Genomic DNA, 19,183 nt, shown 5'->3' on the forward strand with positions numbered 1-19,183 from the left:
TGCCTCCTCGCAATGATATTAAAGAATGATCCGCCAATCGTCGGATGAATGGTACAGAAAAAACTCCATGGTGATCGGATCAAGGGCCACCAGATTGACCCACTGATTGCCCATCAGCTTCTGCAAAAGGTCATGCCTCGCAATGATGGCGGATAGGCGTTCCATGGGCGCCTCGATGATGGCCATCAGCCGCATCGGTTCATGGTAAGGCGTGGAACCATCATAGACGGTCTGCACGGGCAGTCCGATGCGCATGTCGCTTTGTGAGCCATACATCACCCCGATCCGGCCAACGACGTTATGGTACACTTTGCTCCCGGCTCCGTATACCTCCGGATCTACCGTTGAAAAATAATGTTCCATGTTGATCCAATTGCCTACAACCAACGGCGCGGTCATGATAATTTCCAGATATTTTCCTGTGGGGTCCTGCAGGTAATCATAGGAATGTAAGAACGTCCGCCCTTCCAGATTGATACCCCTCGTCAATAACCGCCGCCCGACGATGAACGCCGTGTGTCTTGACAAGCCCCATTCGGGCCTTACTTGAGACCAATCCATACTTCGCCGTTTGGCCAGACGCAGACTTCTTGCCAGCGACGGCATGCCGTGTTCGTCCGGAAGGCGGGCCAACCGTTCCTGACTATTTCTGCGTCCCGCCTCCTCCAGATCGTGCTCAAGACGCAGGAGGTCCTTCCGGTGAGTGGCTGGGACATCTTCCAGATCGAACAATTCCACCTCGTCCGTGGTGGTATTATGCTGTCCCGGTAAAAAATGCGTATCCGGCGGGATGTGAATGCCTTTCTGGGCGAGAATCTGCCGGACATAGGGTTTATTCGCCATTTCCACAAAGGCCCGGGCGTTGGAATACCCCTCGTTGCCTCCGCAGGCGCCGCAGTCCAGCGCCGACTCATAGGGATTGTTTTCCGAGACACTTCCATGGGCGCAAATCAATATCAACCTGGAAAAGCCCTGTGTAAAGCCGAGGATCCGCAGGGCGGTTTCTACGAAATAGGCCTGTTCTTTAGGAGTAAATCCTACCTGCGTGATCCGGTGCATGCGCCGGCTCACCGCCCGTTGATGAATCCCGTGGTTCTGACGTAATTCCGCGAGAAATTGGTCATGGGTGGCGGTATTCCATCCTAACAACCGGCTTAAGGTTTCTTCGTCCTCACTGTCCGTTTCAGCTTGATAAAGAGCCTGTTTGCGAAGACGATCCACTTGATCATGTAAAACGGCTAGGCCCATACGGCCGTACCGTTCAATTAACAGACGATGAATGGTCGCCCGATGTTCGGCCGCCACCATTTCTTCCGCTTCCTCATGGGACAGCTTGTCGACGGTTAACGTGGTCCCGATCGGAATCGCAAACCATTCTTTCACCCACGACGTGAATGTCCGGTACCAGGCAGGCGCAATAGTCTGACCGAAGAGCCGGAACCCGAAAAACCAGCCGATCGCTTCGACCATGACATAGGGTGTAATCACATTTTCTTTCAGATCATGAAGTAGCGCATGTCCGGTTTTCGCCAGATTCTGACGTTGGAGGTATTGTTCAGCCGCTTTGCCCTGATAGGCCCTGGGAATTTCCCTGACCCGGTGTTTGGGTTTGAGCAGGACTGGACATTGATCCGTTTCCTGTTCGCTGCCGAATCTCTGAAAGCAGATGGGGACTCCGAAAAATCCGGCGAATCCGAACGTTTCATTTCCACCCACTTCCTCCAGATGCCGCCGGAAGCCCTCAGATCGCACATCGATGCAGAACATGGCCTGGGCCGGCGGTCTGGAAAACTTGGGTTTTTCCTCCTTGGAATCACTTTCATGCACGATGGCCAAATTGGGAGCAAGGCTTTTGACGAAGCCTTTCAAATAACTCGTCTCGAACGCCTGTAGCCAGAGGGGCCCATGCGTGGAGTCGGGAAAATTCGTGATCCATCCCACCAAGGTTTCCACAGTGTCAGGCGGACATTCCGTCACGTCCTTCAGGGCAATGCCGAGGGAATCGGCCAGATGATGAAGGATCAAGGCGTGCCCCTTTGCCGTTCTTTCACGTTGAATCCTTCCCCATGTACCGTCCGCTTCCCGTCCCCATGCATCAAGAGTTTGCAAAGGAAGGGGGTCCACGGTAAACATCCCTTCGTCCAAAGCCGGTAGCATCTCCGGATCTAGGTTTCCGGTACGAAAAACTTTGTAGAGACTGAATCCAAACGGGAACTGCTCCAGGGAGGACGTAATGGCCGAATAGGTGCCGGGTATCCCGAGTTGTTGATGGCACAACCTGCTCACCAGCTCACGCTCATAGAAGAGCCGTACCGCCATATACTGAACCAGATCGACGGGAAACGCCTTCTGCCACTCATGGTTCACCTGATCGGCACGCCACTTGAGAAATCCCGTCCATCCCGGCAATTGGGCCAAATGCAGGGTAAACACGTTGCTCCAGAGATTCTGAGGCAGATCCAAATCCTGGAGGCAGGCCAGCACGGCATCTTCCGGCCGGTCAGGAAGTTGCTGAAGTTTCAGCTTCCAGTCCGGGATGCCCAGAAGAATACCTGTGACCTCCTTCTGAGCCAGGGCTTTCCAACTCCCATAGAAGGTCTTTTCCCGCATAGGCATGGACCAGGGAGCGTGGCCTTCGTCCAGAAACCCGGCACACCATTTGATGAGTTCCTCATTGATCTGCTGCTGAAGAGAAGTTTCAAATGTCTGGTCGCACCATGCAGCAAGTGTATATTGATTGGCGACATCCTGGCGTGCGTGGTCTGTCTTTTGGCGCAACGACAGGTCGGTATCCTTGAGGATGCCGCCGGATTGCAGGCGGGTGAACAATTCCCTTACCTGGGAGTCTCGACGCAGACTGTCGAATACGGCATCACTGATATCATGGGGGATCGTCCCGCTCCCATGAATCAGGATCGTCCGCAAGACTTCGATGTGAGAAATATTTCGCGTGCCGATGGTGACATACCGGTTCTCTGAGAAGGGCATGACGGCATCGGTAATCGCCTCATCCAGGATCCGGCCCTGCCGGTATAGGTTTCGATATTCCTCATTGGGAAGATACCCGCGGCCTCCCAAAAATTTTTCGGCTTGGGCAATCGCCTGGTGGATATTCAAGTGTTCCAGGCCATGCAGCGGGTTGTGGTGAATGAAGGTCTGCATGGGCCAAAATTGGGAAATGGTTTCCCCCGCCAAATGAATCAGCGATCTGACCTCGATGCGTTCTAATTCTTTATGAGATTCGACTTCACGTGCCGTGGAAACCGTCATCTTCTGCATCCTCTGGTGTTCTGCATAGGAGTATGTAAGATTAAGCGGGTATTCCGAAAATGCCCGCTGTGCCCATTAACAGGATGAGTGTCCACATTTCATACAGCGACAAATCGCGATATGGCACGTCGGATCGGGCCTTTCCAAATGCGGTCTGATGCAGCATGGTGGTAAAGACCCAGCTGACTGAGAACCACACGATAAATAACAACAGCAACACTGGGAACAGTGAGGCCTCGGGGCCGTTGAGCGGCATGGTCAAAAATCCGGCTACCACCGGCAGAAGCGGTAGCAGCATGACCAGTGAAATCATGAACGTGAAGGCCCCCCGAAAGCGCGGCAACCCGGAACCCAACCCTTGCAACGATACCAGATTATGTGTCCCATACCGTTCGCGTAAAAAGGCAAAGGACTGCAACATCCCACTCATCAGCAATGCGACCGCGATTCCATAGGGAACTCCCCATACCCCCACATGGGAAAACGTGGCGAGCAAACCCCACAGTAAGGCGAGGAGGGTGATGGCAGCATAGGCAATGCCTTCACGAGGGAGAAGATGTCCCGTGGCTTTCAAGGAAGCGTACCCGGCACTCACCAGCGCAAACACCGGAATGATCCACAGCCTTTCCAGATGAAAAAATTCCTCGACGTTCTTGAGTTGGGACAGACCTGTTGCCAGCCAGACCACGATCCACACCCCGGCGAGGGACTCCCGGGAAGACCGCACGACTCCCAAAAATGGCAGATGAAACGGGACCAGTGGCAAAAAGGTGACTAACAGAAAAAGCCCGGCGACCATGAGACCGGTTTCATCCAGGAAGAGCGTCACGATGCCAAACACCACAGCTAATCCGAGATGCACCAGAGCCAGGGTCTTTTGCAGAGAGGCAACCATGTGCCGGGACAGAAAGAACCCCCCATAGCCGAGCAGGCCGATCATGAATAGCCGGTTGATCGGCTCCACCGCGATCACTCCACCCAGACCCAGGCCGGCAAGCAGGATGATAGGTACCGCGTCATCAGATACATGGGAGGTGTCTTTTTGCCACAGGATGGCACAAAAACAGGAAAGAAGAATGGCGCCGGCCGGAAGACTGACAAAGGAAGAGATCTCCGCTTCCCAACTAAACGCGACGAAGGCCCCCCCGGCTATCAGTATAAAGGCTAATCCCACACCCCACCATGCTGAGGGCGAGGTCCGTTTCATGGTGTTTCCCGCCATGAAAAAGAACGGGACAAGAGAGAGCAGCAGCAACAGATCATGATCAATCGACAACTCACCTGATGACGGTTAATACCGGTACGCGACTTTCTGCGCCAAACGGAGCAGGGCACTGCCAGTTTTTTTATAGATGCCGTCCACATAACACCGGTTGATTAATAGAACCCAGCCGGCTTGCCGTATCGCGAGCACCCCATTCGGATTGAGTATTTTTTGGCCACGGGCCGTGGTGTACAGAACCAGCCAGCCGAACAGCACCACCAGCGTAGAAAAAATGATCACCGCATCGAACACCTGCGGCGGGAAGGCGGCGGCTGTGAAGAATCCATCCGCCTCGCCGGGAGCCGGATAAAGAAAATGCGTAAAGGCTTCGCCCGCCCATAAATAGACGAATCCGATGAAAAACAACGTCACGATCATGGCACCGGCAACCTTCCAGGAAGCCACGGCATGCAGGCGGTAAATGCTGAAAATGGCTTGTGAGGCCGTGACCCATCCGAAAAAGAGAAAGATCACCGCTCCATGATCATCGTGAAGAGGCACGTCCAGGACCCCATGGGCTACCAATAGAATAACCAGCGGCATGAACAGCGTGACGAGCAATCCTGTCGTCCACGTCAGTTTGTTCGGCAGCCGGGTCGGCTGATGGCCGGAGGCCGGAGGAAATTTCGGTTCATGCCGCGCGTCCTGAATAATACTGCCTGAGGCCAGAAAGAGGGAGGCTTTGAAAAATCCGTGGGCGATGAGGTGAAAGATGGCCAAGGCAAAAGCGCCAAGGCCGCATTCCATGATCATGTACCCCATTTGTCCCATGGTAGAAAAACCCAAAGTTTTCTTGATGTCATTCTGAACCAACATCATCGAGGCTCCGAGCAGGACGGTGAGGACTCCCACGATGAACACCAGATGGAGGGTCGAGGGAGACAGGGCGTACAATGGGGCCAACCGGTTCAGCAGGAACCCGCCGGCGTTGATGATCCCGGCATGCATCAGGGCGGAGACCGGGGTCGGGGAGTCCATTGTGTCCGGAAGCCAGACGTGGAGAGGAAATTGTGCGGATTTGGCCATTGCGCCGACAAAAATCAGCAGTGCGATGACCGGCACGATGCTGATTTCAAAAGTAGACCCAGCCCATAACCGGATCATCGGAGGATCCGCAGCCGCCCGTTGAAATACGTCCAAAAATTCGAACGTACCGAAATACTGATAAATAAGCAGGAGGCCACAGAGAAAACTGATATCCCCGATTCGATGCACCAATAACGTTTTTCGCGCATACTCACATGCCGCGGGATAAGAGAAATTGAAGGCCAATAGGAGATACAATACCCAGCTCAGGAGTTGCCAGAACAGAAACAACATCAAAAAGTTTGCGCTGGCGACTAGGGAGAGGATGGTGAAGGTCATCAACCCGAGTAACCCGAAAAACCGCTGGTACCCCGCGTCACCCTGTAAATAGCGGCGGGAATATAGATGAATGATGGTACTGACACTGGAGATGAGCACCATCATCACAGCCGTCAGTCGGTCGACCAACATCCCGAATGTCAGTGAAGGCGAGGGTCCGTGCCCCCACGACCAGAAGGTGAGCTGAAACGGGCCTTCGGTACTGACGTGGTACAGGGCCAGAAACGAGAAAACGCTGGACCCGGCAGTGGCAACGATCCCGATCAACGCCACGCGGGACGCCAGACGTTTACCCTGCCAACCAATCAGCATGGCGGCCAGCAGCGGAAGGAGAGGAATGAAAACGGCTGTAGTCATAGGAAACCAACCACAGTCTCAGAAGCGAGGCGGCATCGGGAACATCCCGAAAGCACAATCGCCGAGACGGAAATCCCTGTAATTAATATCGTGTTTCGTTCCAATCAAGCCTAATCCCTTTACTTAACGTTTGATGTGGCGATAAGCAATAATGTGTTAGACCCAACCCATGGGCCTTTCGGGTTCTCACATTTTGGTGCCATTGGGGAGAGAAAATCATGCCCGCTGAAACGCGCGGCCAATATCTCAGATCATTGGGACAGAAAATTAAATCCCGATTCTTTTTTAGATAAATTGTCCCTGACCGATCGATTGCCACGACAGGGACGGATGAACCGGCTTTTCACGGTCTGGAAATCGCCAAGAGTTTCAATCAACAAAGCAGGGCAGCCCCCTTTCCCTAATCCGAGACGCAAAGGATACGTGAGGCCGATCTATCTAGTTAGTAGGTGCGCTCAAAACGCTTTACGCGGAGACCTGTCCTTCTGATTATTTTTTTCAATTTGTGCAGTTAATAGAGAAAAATGGGGTGAGTGACGGGAATTGAACCCGCGACCTCCGGATCCACAATCCGGCGCTCTAACCAACTGAGCTACACCCACCGTCACATGGAAGTTTCGAGCGGAATGAAGAGGGCAATCTTATCAGAGGGCCATAGGTGTCGCAAGCCACATACCGTTAGCAGCCAACGAGGATGATGGATCTATTTTTTCTGAGAGAACCTCATATTTCAAGAGCCATAAAGCCTTTTAAACGCCCCAACAATTTACCACCGGTTCAATTGACCACTTTCATGATATTGTGTTAGAAATCACACTTCGATTTTTTCTGGAGGAAAATATGGCTAATCGACATCATTCAGCAATTAAAGCAGCTCGACAAACTCTGAAGCGCCAGGAACGCAATCGGTCTATCATGCGACGCGTCAGGACCTTTATCAAGAAAGTTCATGGAGCGGTCAAAGAGAACAAGGGCGAAGAGGCGAAGGCTTCTTTGCGAGAAGCGACCTCTGAGCTGCATAAAGCCGTAACCAAAGGCACGCTTCATCGGAACACCGCCTCCCGTTGGGTTTCCCGTCTTGCATCCCGCGTCAACGCACTCTCACCCAAATAATACGGTCAAATAGTTACGGGTTCTCACGCCTTGTGAGATTTGCGGCCACCGAAGACCTTGCTGCCTTGATCAGCGTTAGTGGCCCGGCAAAGTTGGATGACCAGGTCATCCAAGATGAGCTTCGGACGTGATGCCCGCCCCCCTTTAAGAGCCGAATCAGCTTGAGCGAATAATTCCCATGCTCGACGGAAGTGGGATGGCTTCCACCGCTGCACCTGCTGGATAAATTCCCGCGCACGAAAAGGAGGAATGCCTGCTTGGCGTGCGGCCTGTCCGGCATCATACCCTTCTTGCATCAACTCGTGCGTTTTCCAGATCTTCCGCATCTGCCACAAAAAGGCACCCAACATTCGTAAGGGTGCTTCGCCGGTTTCTAAATTTTTTGCCACGATATCCAATGCCCGCCCCTGATCCCCTCGCGCAACGGCTTCCGACCAATCAAACACCGAAATTCCCGGCGGTTTTCCCCGGACCGTTTCCACGTCTTGTGCCCGAACTCTATGGCCCTCCGGCATAAACGCCACCAATTTCTCTAATTCACCGGCCGTCCCATACAACCCTTCGGCAACCTGATCCTTCAATATCTCGAGGGCACTATCTTCCAACTGCAAGCCTAACTCTCTCGCTCGCTGCGTGACCCACCCTGCTCGCTGCCCCTCAAATAGAGAGGCGCATTCCACCACCGTCCCCCGCTTTTTAAGCTCTTGAACCCACTTCGTCCGGCCGTCTAATTTTGCTGCAGTGATGACCATCGTGGTCGTTTCATTGGGAGTCTGAAAATAGGGCATGAGAGCTTCCCCATCTCGAGCAGAGAGTTTATCTGCCCATTTAATGATGAGGAGTCGTCTCGATGAAAAAAACGAGGTCTCTTCCGAAATGGCTAATATCTCGGAGGCATCGGTTTCATCCCCATAGACGACATCGACATGAAACATCTGGGAGGAATCATGGGCCGGTAAATGGTCCGATGATTTTGAAGCATCCTTTTCCTGACCTGCCGCACGAAGAATGCTCAAGGCCTGATCCCGAAAATAAGGCTCTTCCCCGATCACCAAATACAGAGGGGACAACCCATGCCGGTTGATCTGACTTTGAAGTTCATGAACTTTCACGGTGAAAACGCCTCAAGAAGCAGGCAATCCTGCCAAACCATTCAGGTAATCAAGGCATCTGGGAGCCTGGAGCAATGAGTTCTCCGTACGGGGCTGAAATCTCGGAAAATTCACTACCACCCGGTTCCGGATCCGGGATGGTCTCTTTTCTATTCCTGTCAAAAACCCCCTGCTCCCTGGCCCCCAAAAATTGATCGGCTAAATCGGCAGCCACCTGTTGCCCCGCTTGTTCAACCGCCCGATCCTGCAAAACCCGGTTAAATTGCAATCCGGTCTCGGCATCTGACGTGGATGTGGCACCCACAAAAAATTCGGCTGTACTGGTTCCGATTTGAGACCATCGGACTTTCCCCGTTTTCCGATCCTTCACCTTCAACACCACTTTCACCGTAACCCGGCTTTCTTGTGTCTGCGTGCGAGTAAAGGCTAACGAGGAAAGCCCGACCGATAGAATCGCCCCCTCCATCACAAAGTCGGCGGAGCCATTATCGACAAATTCGGCGCTTCCGACCGATTGGAACGCCTGGCGAAAGTATCTGGTGTATTTGAATTCCAGGTTTGGTTCAAAGCTGTTATTTTTAAGCACAGGAAAGACCATACGAACCGGCGGTCCTTGCGCCACATGGCCAGCACTACCCCCAATGACCGGGCCAGGCCCCTCAACTGTGAATTGATACCCACATCCGGCAATCAGGCACAGCAACACTCCCCATCCGGTCATCAGGAATCTTACCCGCTGAAGGGGGCTACCCGGTCGGCCTGGGTTAGATGACAAAATTCACCAGCTTTTGTTCCACATAGATAATTTTGCGAGCGACCTTCCCTTGCAACCATTCCACCAACTTTGGATCCGCCTGAGCGCCTGCAATGATTTGCTCCTTTGTCGAACCGGCTGGAACCACGATCTTACTCCGAAGTTTGCCATTCACCTGGAGAGGAATCGTCCATTCGGCACTGGCCACCAGAACGGGATCAAAGTCAGGCCACGCCTGCCGGCTCACCCCTGGGCGCTTCCCTAAGAGTTCCCACAACTCCTCAGTCACGTGCGGAGCAAAGGGTGCCAGCAACACTACTAACGTTTGCAACGTTGTTCGCCACTCCGCTCGCTCGCCAGCAGTTAAGGCCTCCCCCGGAAATTCTTTCCAGAACCTATACAACTCATTGACAAATTCCATAAGAGCCGCAATGGCCGTATTAAATTGAAAGCCCCGCTCAAAATCTTCTGTGACCTTTTTAATCGTCTGATGCGTCGCCCGTTGCAATTGAGGGAGAAGCACCGACTCGCCGGACCCTGGATTGGCAGCCACCCCATTCACGACCGGAAGAAGATCCTGCACCAACCGCCAGACCCTGTTTAGAAACCGATAGCACCCTTCCACCCCGGTATCGCTCCATTCCAAATCTTTTTCCGGTGGTGCGGCAAACAACGAAAACATTCTGGCCGTGTCCGCCCCATAGCGATCGCACAAGTCCTCAGGGGAAGCTATGTTCTTTTTAGACTTGGACATCTTCTCAGTACGGCCTGTCACAATACTCCGCCCACAGTGAATACAGACCCGCTGCTCGCCCTCTTTTTTAATTTCGGTGGGAAGCATCCATCGATGCTCTTCACACCAGTAGGTTTCCTTGGTCACCATGCCTTGGGTGAGCAAATGAATGAAGGGTTCATCAGCTGTTGTGAGACCCAGGTCCCGCAAGACTTTGGTAAAAAAGCGCGCATACAGGAGATGCAACACCGCATGCTCGATTCCGCCGACATATTGGTCCACCGCCATCCAATGTTGTGCGGCTTGGGGATTCACGGCTTGTGTGGTGTCTTTGGGCGAGCAATACCGAAGGAAATACCAGGACGAATCCACAAAGGTATCCATGGTATCGGTTTCGCGGCGTGCCGGACCGCCACACGTAGGACAGGTGGCTTGTGAAAACGACGGAGATTCCTTAAGCGGAGACCCACCTTTCCCGGTGAACGGCACATCGTCAGGCAGCAACACCGGCAGGTCGCCTTCGGGAACCGGGACAATGCCACAGCGATCGCAATACAACATCGGAATGGGCGTCCCCCAATAGCGTTGCCTGGAGATACCCCAATCTCTTAAACGGAAATTGATGGTTCGCTTTCCCCATCCCTGTGTTTCCACATATTCGCCGATGGCCTGTTTGGCTTGCGACACGGACATGCCGGAAAAATTCCCTGAGTTCACCAGGAGTCCGGCGGCATCCTGTTCTTCATAAGCCGATTCCAGAGCTTCAGAGCCCAGTCGGCCTTCCGGATCTTGAATCACCAGCCGAACCGGGATGTGATAGGTTTTCGCGAATTCAAAATCTCGTTGGTCATGTGCGGGAACGGCCATAATCGCCCCCGTCCCATATTCATATAACACAAAATTCGCCACCCAAATCGGGATACGTTCCCTGGTAAACGGATTGATGGCGTAGGCGCCGGTAAACACGCCTTCTTTGTCCCGATCAACAGCCGTACGCGTCGCTTTATCCACACGAGACACACGAGTCACAAACGCTCGAACCCCTGAGGCCTCGGGTCTTCCGGCTATCAATTGTTCGACCAGGGGCGATTCTGGTGCAAGGCTCATGAAGGTCGCGCCATGAATGGTATCCGGTCTAGTGGTAAACACCCGGATCGCCTGTAGCCCGGCTACGGTCTCCGCTAAGGGAAAATCCAGCTCCACCCCTTCGCTCCGCCCAATCCAATGCCGCTGCATGGCCAGCACACGAGCCGGCCAGGTCCCCAACCGTTCACAGCCGTCCAATAATTCCTGCGCATAGGACGTAATACGGAAAAACCACTGCTCCAATTCTTTTTGAATGACGACCGACTCGCATCGCCAGCACACCCCTCCGTCTTTTCCTTCTTTCTCCAGGACCTGCTCATTCGCCAATACCGTTTCACAAGAAAGACACCAATTCACTGCCGAGCGTTTTCGATAGGCCAATCCACGCTCAACCATTTTCACAAAGATCCATTGATTCCAGCGGTAATAGTCAGGCTGAGACGTATTTACCTCCCGATCCCAATCATAGGACAGACCCATCCGCTGAAGTTGTCCTTTCATATAGGCCACATTTTCTTGAGTCCAGACGTTGGGGTGCACCCCTTTCTCAATTGCGGCATTTTCTGCCGGCAACCCGAAAGCATCCCATCCCATCGGATGCAACACGTTATACCCACGCATCGTCTTATAGCGGGCCACGACATCCCCGATGGCATACACGCGCACATGGCCCATGTGTATCCGGCCCGAGGGATAGGGAAACATCTCCAAACAGTAATATTTGGGTTTGTCCGAATCTTCCTGAACCTGGAACGTCCCGGATTGAGCCCAATATGCCTGCCACTTTGCTTCAACAGCCTGATGATCGTACGTATGCGCCATGCTTATGCCTTAAGAAAAAAAATACGGTGATCGCCTCGATGAATACGCCACAAATACATCCCTACTTCGTTCGTCACATGTATGAAGAAATGTCGGTATGGGTAAACACTTGTTCCGCGTCAAATTAGATAGGGATTTCCGGAACCGTGAGGGTCATTGCCTCCGAATTTGACGTTGGGAAGCGCTGCATTTTCAACAGTATCCTGAGGAATCTAGCATAGAGAAACCCACCCCACAAGCAAATCGCCAGGAGGCCGTTCAGACCACAGGATCGCGAAAAATTACACAGGGAAAAGGGGAAAAACAGAACGACTAAAAGGACCGCTTGTTCGCCTTGCGCGACTTCACGGAAATGGGTGAGGGAGGACGAGCGGTTGATCCGGAAATGGCACCAACCACTTCCTGATGTTTACGCTGCAGATGACGATGATGCTCAATTAACGGATCAAGGACTTCTCCACACATCAGACACCGCCAACCCGGCATCCAAATCTCGCCACTCGTGGCCATATCCACAAAGTGATCGACTATCATGGTCCCCTGACATCGAGGGCATTGCATCCGTCATACCTCCTTTTTATACGTGATGAATGTATCCATCGGTGAGGCCCTCACAGACCTTAAATTTTTCAAAGAGGAGAAGGGGAAGCCCCGTGTTTGTGGAACAATGGACAGCAGGACGATACAACCTCAAAAAAAACACTCTCTCTCTTACTATCTCATCACAGCAATCTTAATTTTTTCAAGGAAATGAAAAACCCACGTGCTCCAAACAAGATTCCCACGCAGCATTTCGAAAATCCGCCCACACCTGTTTTCGAAGAAATCCCTAATCACATTTTCCAAGAATTGGTAGGCATCGACAACCAGAGCCGACACCATAATCTGGCGGAGGACTAGGAACTCCCCTTCGAAGATTTTGCGGAACGCAGGGGAGGAAGAGGAATCATCGCATCCCCCCGCAGTTTGCGATGAAAGGTGATGGCAAAGCGATGCGCTTCATCTCGAATGGTTTGGACCAGCCGTGTTGCCGGTGATTTCAGGGGCAGTATGATGGGCGTCTTCCGACCCGGCAGAAAAATCCGTTCGTCTTTGTCACCCTTCGCTTTGGCTAAACCACAAATCGCGACATGTGAGAGACCAACGGCCGCCATCGCTTCCATGGCCGCGCCTAATTGTCCGGCTCCACCATCAATCACCACCAGGTCCGGCTCCGGCAAGGTTTTCCCTGGTTTGTTGGCCAACGATCCGCCGTATCGGCGTTTCACCACTTCATGCATACTCGCAAAGTCGTTGGCTCCTTCTACCGTTTTAATCCGAAATCGCCGATAGTCTGACTTCTTCATTCTGCCCTGTTCCCAAACCACCATGGACGCCACTGAATGGGTCCCCATGGTATTGGAGATATCAAAACATTCAATGCGGGTCGGAATTTGTGGCAACGCTAAGAGCGACTGAAGTTCTTCCACCGACTCACTGGATTCGGTTTGCACCCGAAGATGTTCATTGAGAGCCACGGCAGCATTTTCCTGTGCGAGCTGAAGTAATTCATATTTAACCCCCCGTTCAGGAACCAGTACACGAACGGCTTCCTCTTTTTTCTCGGACAACCACCGCTGGACCAGCGATTGATCGTCAAACCCCACAGGAAGCAAAACCTCTTTGGGAGGCACGACTGTTTTGGCATAAAACTGTTCGAGCGTCGACCTCACCAGTTCCTCATCGGTGACGCCGTGAGCGTCGGACCAGAAAAAATCCCGACGGCCGATCAACAGGCCGCCTCGCACAAACAGCATCTGGACATCCACTGCCCCTCCCAATCTGGCCAATCCCACGATATCCTGCTCCCGGGCGCTGATTTGTGCCACCCGTTGTTTGGCCAACATCCGCTCAATGTTTCCAATCTGATCACGCAGTCGAGCGGCTTCTTCAAACGCCTCCCGCTCCGCCGCATCCTGCATGGCTGATCGTAAGGACTCGAGCAATTCCGTGTCCCGTCCCTCTAAAAACCAACGAACCTGCTTCACAATCTGATGATAGGCTTCCTTCGTCTGATTTCCCGTGCAAGGAGCCATGCAACGCTTGATTTCAAATTCCAGGCATGCCCGCTCAGCGCTTCCATTAATATCGATCGTGCAGGTGGCCAGGGGGAACACCTTGCGAATAACTTTCAGGGTATCGCGCATAGCTCCCGTGGGGACATACGGACCAAAATATAACGCCTTGTCCTGTTTGACCCGGCGGACTATCGACAGCCTTGGAAAATCATCGTGAATCGGCAACCGGAGATAGGGGTATTGTTTATCGTCCCGGAGGACCACATTGAACCGTGGGCGATGCCGCTTGATCAGATTACTTTCTAAAATGAGGGCTTCGAATTCCGAGTGGGTGACGATTGTTTCCATATCCGCAATCCGCAAATACAGCACCCGGTTTTTAGGAGTGAGATCGGCCGCATGTTGAAAATACGATCGCACGCGGTCCGATAACACGGCGGCTTTTCCAATATAGATAATATCGCCTCGTCGATCCTTAAAGAGATAGACCCCTGGTTGCTTGGGAAGATTATTTAATATTCCGCTCAAGCGACCTGGTTGGTCCGAGAGGACCTGAGAAGTGCTCGTGGGTGTTTCCATCATTTCTTGTTTTCTTGTTTTGCCACCTTAATCATCAGACGATGGCGACTCCCGCTGGTCGTTGTATCAACTCAATTTCATAGCCATCCGGCGCATCGATAAAAATAAACCGGCTGCCGGATGAAGATTGGGTGGGGCCATCTGTGATCGGCACACCTTTGGCTTGGAGTTCCTGAATTGTCTGGTCCAAATCCTCCACTTCAAAGGCCAAATGCACAAGATCCTCTTGAACCTTGACCGTCCCGCTACTCGGAAAACTGCACAACTCAATCAATTCCTCACTATTGGGGACAACCAAAAATGCCAGATGCGAACCCCGTGGCGATACCTTTCGCTCCACGACTTCCAGCCCAAGGACCTCTCGATAAAAGCCCAGCGTCTGCTCCATGTCACTCACCCGCATACGCGTATGCAACAGTTTTTTCACCCGCATGCCATTCTCCTTTTCAACATTCACCTGTCCGACTTCAGAAACGGAATCCCTCTGCATGAGTCAACCTTCTTTGAAAAACAGAGAGAAAGTCCGCGATCTCCGGTCGGGAGGTATCACTTTCGCTATTGTCACTCGTTGCTCATCCCTGATCAAGATTGCTATCTTCTCTTGTTTTTCATAGACTTCCCCGGAATTTCTGATCGGTTCCCGCTCTCAAGGAGGAGACGTGACGACATTGATCATCTACCGCCTGATCGTTTTTTGCCTCATCCTTGGGCTCTTCAATACGCTCATCACTCCTCAAACAGTTCGTGCTGAAGGTTTTCGTATTCTCGATCATGGAGCTTCGGCTACCGGCCAAGGCGCGGCCTTTACCGCCCAAGCCGATGATGCCTCAGCCCTGCACTACAATCCAGCGGGTATGACCCAGTTAAAAGGCATCCAATTTTATGGAGGGACTCTCTTGATCGGTGGCACGGTCCGATTCAAAAGCGACCTCGGACCAACCGTGAAGGGTGGTGTTGGTGGAACGATCTCCACTCCCCCACCCAGTTCGTTATTCCTCACTGCAAACCTTCCGGCCTTAGGCCTGGACAATCTCCCGAATTGGACCGTAGGAATTGGGGTTACCACCCCGTATGCCCTGAATATCGAATACCCCGATGATAGCCTAATTTCTCCCATACTCACGAGCGCGTCCCTTCCCCTTATCGATATCAAGCCCACTCTCGCCTACAAGGTGAATGACTATATCTCTGTAGGAGGCGGGCTGGATATTTATACCTTTGCCAGCTTTTTAGGAGAAGGTCAGGCAGAGCTTCAACAGAATGCGGCTCCAGGCAATCCGTTTGGTATACCGGCTGGGACAGCCCTGGAAGCGAACGGGTCTGACACCGCCTTGGGATTTAACGCCAGTGTCCTCTGGACACCTTTCCGCAATCAAGACGGTCATCCACTCGTCAATCTTGCGTTTGTCTATCGGAACGGACCCAATTTGGACCTCAAAGGAGATTTTTTAGCCGGTGGAACCCGCCTTGCCGGTGCGACCACAAACATTCAACTCCCCGATATCTACACGTGGGCCATCGCCGGATGGCCTATTCGCAACGCGCAACATGAGTGGAAGGTCGAAGTGGATCTCGATTATGCGGATTGGTCCGGATTCAAAGACCTCAACCTGCAACTCTCTAATGGAGCCGTCATCCAAAATCCCCGCAACTATGGAGATGCCTGGATACTCATGGTGGGAACGGAATTCAAAGCCCTCTCCCCCTCTGCGCTCCCTCATTGGGATGTGGCCTTTCGAACGGGATACGTCAGATCGGAAAGCCCTATTCCCGACCGGACATTCGAGCCAGCGGTTCCAGACTCCGATTTTAATGCCTTTTCAGCCGGGATGGGCTTTCTCTGCCATGCTCCAGGAAAATTTTTGGGGATCCTCCCCTGTGACATTTTTGGCGCAAAAGCCATCGGGATGGATTTAGCCTATCAAGCGTTGCTGTATGATGAACGGAATGTTCAGAATAACCAACAACCTCTCTTAAACGGCAAATGGGATACCACTCTCCACGTCGGAGCCTTATCCGTGCGGATTAATTTCTAATGCGTCTTCCCTGATTTTTTGCTCCCCCCCTTCACCCTTTTCGCCGATTCCATTACAGTCCCTCTACCGGTTGACCTTCTCAATAGGGACATTCATGTTGCTCTTACCAAAATCCCATCGCATTGTGGAACGTCCACTCATGGAGTTTCGTCCATTCGGGAAGGATACTCAGGGTGCAACGATCCAGGATGTGAGCGGAATTGCCATCCGCGCCAATCTTGAATATCTGGAAGAGGCCATACAGCAACACCAGGGACCGGAGGCCGCAGAAGGGGCCTTGCGCACTCTTGTCGCCCTGCTGAACGAGCGAATTCCCGACCGGACCTATCATGTGACCGTCGATTTCCTCAAGAACCACTGGAACAGCTATTCTTATGAGTTTGCCATGTTTCTGGCCGAATTTTCTGTTCAGCTCTCGCACGAGGAGAATTTTCACTTCAATCTGGGGCGGGAAAAATTTCTCTCGCCCATCATTCAAATTCTCGGGCGGCCCTTTTCCATAGCCCAGATATATCGCCTTTTCCCGCACTTTGTCGAAAAATTCACCAAAGGTTCGCTCAAGCCGGAGGTTGTATCGGTCACCAATGGCCATGCCGTGATGCGGCTACAATTGTCCGAATCCACAATCAGACAGTTCGGCCCGTATCTCCAGGGCTGTGCCGAACGAATATGCCACACTACAAAGGCGACGGTTGCAGAAGTCCCGGCCCGCATGTTTGGAAAACGGGCTGCCTCGATCCAGGATCGGAGCTGTTTAGCCGAGGGTGACCCCCATTGTGAATGGGCCTTTACCTGGGAACCTGAGCGACGGACCATGCGGGGATGGATTTTGGGCGGACTCGCCTTGTGGCTGACCACGGTCACCACATTGAGAGTTTTTTCTCACGATCAACCCTGGTGGGTCAGTGCGGGACTTTCCCTGCTCCCCTTGCTCATTCTTCCCTTGGCAAAACGGCTTTGGGATGATCGGCTGGAGATTCAAGAGCGCGGGAAAATCATTCAAGAACAATTGGAGGCGGCAGAACAACGGCACGAAGAATTGCGTGAGGCCTACTTAGCACAAGAGCATACATTGATCGAGATCCGGCGACGAGTCGATGAATTAACCATGCTGCATCAACTCACCCTCCACATCGGCTCAACCCTTGACCGCGAAACCATTATCGGCTCAGGCCTCAAAGCCATTGTGGGCTCGCTCTCGTTTGACCATGCCTGGGCAGCCGTATGGGACGCACCGCATCAACATTTTCACAAGATTCAATCAGAAGGCATGTCGGAACAGTGGACGGCTTTGGTTCAAGACACCACCATTCCCTCAGCCCCACAGGACCTGCTTCACCGAACTCTCCACTCGCAAGAACCCATCCTCATAGAGGACATCACGGATATGCTGAGTCAGTGCCATCCCACCACTCGACAGATTTTGATGGAAGCCGGGACGAAAAGCGGATTCTCACTTCCCCTGATTAGTCAGAATCAACCACTTGGTGTGTTGATCGTTGGGAGTATGCACCAGAAAGCCATCCCCATCTCTGAACAAAACTTATTATCTACGGTCGCCCATGAAATGGCGATTGCCCTTGATACGGCGATGGCCTATGACGAGATTGAAGCCTTGAACATCGGCTTGGAAAACAAAGTGCAGGAGCGAACGCTGGCATTACAACAGGCTAACACAGACCTGGAAACCGCCAATCACCGGCTCAAGGAACTTGACCGGATGAAATCTCAATTTCTCTCACATTGCTCTCATGAATTGCGCACACCCTTAACCTCGATTAAGGGATTCACGGAAAATCTGCTTCATGGGATGGTTGGACCGCTCGCCGAACGCCAACACCTCTACCTCACCCGAATCAGTGCGAACGCCAATCGACTCACCCGTATGATTGCCGACCTTCTCGACTTATCGCGCATCGAGGCAGGGACCGTCCGGTTAGCCCATGGATCTGTGGCATTGTCCGATCTCCTTGAGGATGTCACACAGGAATTGCTGCCACTCACCCAAACCAAGGCCCAGCACCTGACGGTCGAACTCACAGAAAACCATTTGACTCTCTGGGGAGACCAGGACCGTCTCCATCAAATCGTCACCAACCTCGTCCACAACGCCCATAAATTTTCGCCACAAGAGGGACGCATCCTGGTGAGAGCTTCTCCCGCTCCACCGGGTCACATCCTCCTCACGATCTCCGATACCGGTCCGGGTATTCCTCGGGAAGCTCAGGCCAGCCTCTTTCAGCCTTTCTTCCAGGCTCACCGGATCCCGGAAATCGGCACGCAGGGGCTGGGGTTGGGACTCTCAATTGTGAAACAATTGGTGGAATTGCACGGTGGGACGATCTCTGTAGAAAGTCAGCCTGGAGAAGGTGCCACGTTTCACCTTTGTCTTCCGGCAGTCTGCCCTTCAACGCTCTCACCCTCCGCTCAAGCCTGCCATGAACCTCCAATCTAAGAAGGGGCGGTTGAAAAATGCCGCCAGCGGCGTTCTCGCCATTGTTCCGTGCTCACGTACTGGAAGTACGCTCTGCGCGCAAAACAAAAGTTGTGCCCTTCGGGACACGGCAGGCAATTTGCGGCCTTGCTGGACGAAATTTTTTGAACCACCCCGAGGCCTCAGGTAACGTGCCTGTGG

12 protein-coding genes and 1 tRNA gene are annotated in these 19,183 nt (G+C 52.8%); 3 read left to right on the plus strand and 10 right to left on the minus strand.

The window, feature by feature from the left end; translation table 11 throughout:
* Positions 1-18 precede the first annotated feature (18 nt).
* The 4 genes from LX98_RS17445 to LX98_RS17460 form a co-directional block, all read right to left on the minus strand.
* A complete protein-coding gene (locus tag LX98_RS17445) occupies positions 19-3,270 on the minus strand; it encodes a putative inorganic carbon transporter subunit DabA (protein ID WP_496430070.1) in 3,252 nt (1,083 codons plus the stop codon).
* 40 nt (positions 3,271-3,310) lie between these two features.
* Entirely contained in the window at positions 3,311-4,477 is a 1,167-nt protein-coding gene (locus LX98_RS17450) for a hypothetical protein (protein WP_496430071.1), read from the minus strand.
* A gap of 84 nt (positions 4,478-4,561) precedes the next feature.
* Entirely contained in the window at positions 4,562-6,256 is a 1,695-nt protein-coding gene (locus LX98_RS17455) for a proton-conducting transporter transmembrane domain-containing protein (RefSeq protein WP_496430072.1), read from the minus strand.
* Between the two features lie 525 nt (positions 6,257-6,781).
* A tRNA-His gene (locus tag LX98_RS17460) sits at positions 6,782-6,858 on the minus strand.
* A 238-nt stretch (positions 6,859-7,096) separates the two neighbouring features.
* On the opposite strand from LX98_RS17460, the gene rpsT reads away from it, so the two are divergent.
* The gene (rpsT, locus tag LX98_RS17465; protein ID WP_496430073.1) at positions 7,097-7,369 is read left to right on the plus strand and encodes a 30S ribosomal protein S20; all 273 of its coding nucleotides are present in this window, start codon (positions 7,097-7,099) and stop codon (positions 7,367-7,369) included.
* Positions 7,370-7,392: 23 nt separating this feature from the next.
* Here rpsT and holA read toward each other — a convergent pair whose 3' ends face one another.
* The 6 genes from holA to LX98_RS17495 form a co-directional block, all read right to left on the minus strand.
* Positions 7,393-8,481: a DNA polymerase III subunit delta gene (gene holA, locus LX98_RS17470; RefSeq protein ID WP_496430074.1), complete on the minus strand. Its 1,089-nt coding sequence runs from the start codon at positions 8,479-8,481 to the stop codon at positions 7,393-7,395.
* A 49-nt stretch (positions 8,482-8,530) separates the two neighbouring features.
* Positions 8,531-9,202, minus strand: coding sequence for an LPS assembly lipoprotein LptE (gene lptE, locus LX98_RS17475; RefSeq protein ID WP_496430075.1), 672 nt, complete (start codon positions 9,200-9,202; stop codon positions 8,531-8,533).
* 43 nt (positions 9,203-9,245) lie between these two features.
* Positions 9,246-11,876: a leucine--tRNA ligase gene (gene leuS / locus LX98_RS17480; protein ID WP_496430076.1), complete on the minus strand. Its 2,631-nt coding sequence runs from the start codon at positions 11,874-11,876 to the stop codon at positions 9,246-9,248.
* Positions 11,877-12,188: 312 nt separating this feature from the next.
* A complete protein-coding gene (locus tag LX98_RS17485; protein ID WP_496430077.1) occupies positions 12,189-12,437 on the minus strand; it encodes a hypothetical protein in 249 nt (82 codons plus the stop codon).
* A 335-nt stretch (positions 12,438-12,772) separates the two neighbouring features.
* On the minus strand, positions 12,773-14,515 hold the full coding sequence (gene uvrC, locus LX98_RS17490) for an excinuclease ABC subunit UvrC (protein WP_496430078.1): 1,743 nt from the start codon (positions 14,513-14,515) through the stop codon (positions 12,773-12,775).
* A 31-nt stretch (positions 14,516-14,546) separates the two neighbouring features.
* On the minus strand, positions 14,547-14,945 hold the full coding sequence (locus LX98_RS17495) for a VOC family protein (RefSeq protein WP_496430628.1): 399 nt from the start codon (positions 14,943-14,945) through the stop codon (positions 14,547-14,549).
* Positions 14,946-15,171: 226 nt separating this feature from the next.
* Between LX98_RS17495 and LX98_RS17500 the strand changes: the two genes are divergently transcribed.
* On the plus strand, positions 15,172-16,548 hold the full coding sequence (locus tag LX98_RS17500) for an outer membrane protein transport protein (protein WP_496430079.1): 1,377 nt from the start codon (positions 15,172-15,174) through the stop codon (positions 16,546-16,548).
* A 94-nt stretch (positions 16,549-16,642) separates the two neighbouring features.
* Positions 16,643-19,003 carry an ATP-binding protein gene (locus LX98_RS17505; protein WP_496430080.1) on the plus strand — a complete coding sequence of 787 codons (2,361 nt, stop codon included), beginning with the start codon at positions 16,643-16,645 and terminating at the stop codon, positions 19,001-19,003.
* Positions 19,004-19,183: the final 180 nt, after the last annotated feature.

It is taken from the genome of Nitrospira marina (genome assembly GCF_059568365.1).

What these genes read in the sequence shown, in the direction of transcription:
- LX98_RS17445 (WP_496430070.1), bottom strand. Translation starts at nt 3,270, where the DNA reads ATGACGGTTTCCACGGCACGTGAAGTCGAATCTCATAAAGAATTAGAA.
- LX98_RS17450 (WP_496430071.1), bottom strand. Translation starts at nt 4,477, where the DNA reads ATGAAACGGACCTCGCCCTCAGCATGGTGGGGTGTGGGATTAGCCTTT.
- LX98_RS17455 (WP_496430072.1), bottom strand. Translation starts at nt 6,256, where the DNA reads ATGACTACAGCCGTTTTCATTCCTCTCCTTCCGCTGCTGGCCGCCATG.
- rpsT (WP_496430073.1), top strand. Translation starts at nt 7,097, where the DNA reads ATGGCTAATCGACATCATTCAGCAATTAAAGCAGCTCGACAAACTCTG.
- lptE (WP_496430075.1), bottom strand. Translation starts at nt 9,202, where the DNA reads ATGACCGGATGGGGAGTGTTGCTGTGCCTGATTGCCGGATGTGGGTAT.
- leuS (WP_496430076.1), bottom strand. Translation starts at nt 11,876, where the DNA reads ATGGCGCATACGTACGATCATCAGGCTGTTGAAGCAAAGTGGCAGGCA.
- LX98_RS17485 (WP_496430077.1), bottom strand. Translation starts at nt 12,437, where the DNA reads ATGCAATGCCCTCGATGTCAGGGGACCATGATAGTCGATCACTTTGTG.
- uvrC (WP_496430078.1), bottom strand. Translation starts at nt 14,515, where the DNA reads ATGATGGAAACACCCACGAGCACTTCTCAGGTCCTCTCGGACCAACCA.
- LX98_RS17495 (WP_496430628.1), bottom strand. Translation starts at nt 14,945, where the DNA reads ATGCGGGTGAAAAAACTGTTGCATACGCGTATGCGGGTGAGTGACATG.
- LX98_RS17505 (WP_496430080.1), top strand. Translation starts at nt 16,643, where the DNA reads ATGTTGCTCTTACCAAAATCCCATCGCATTGTGGAACGTCCACTCATG.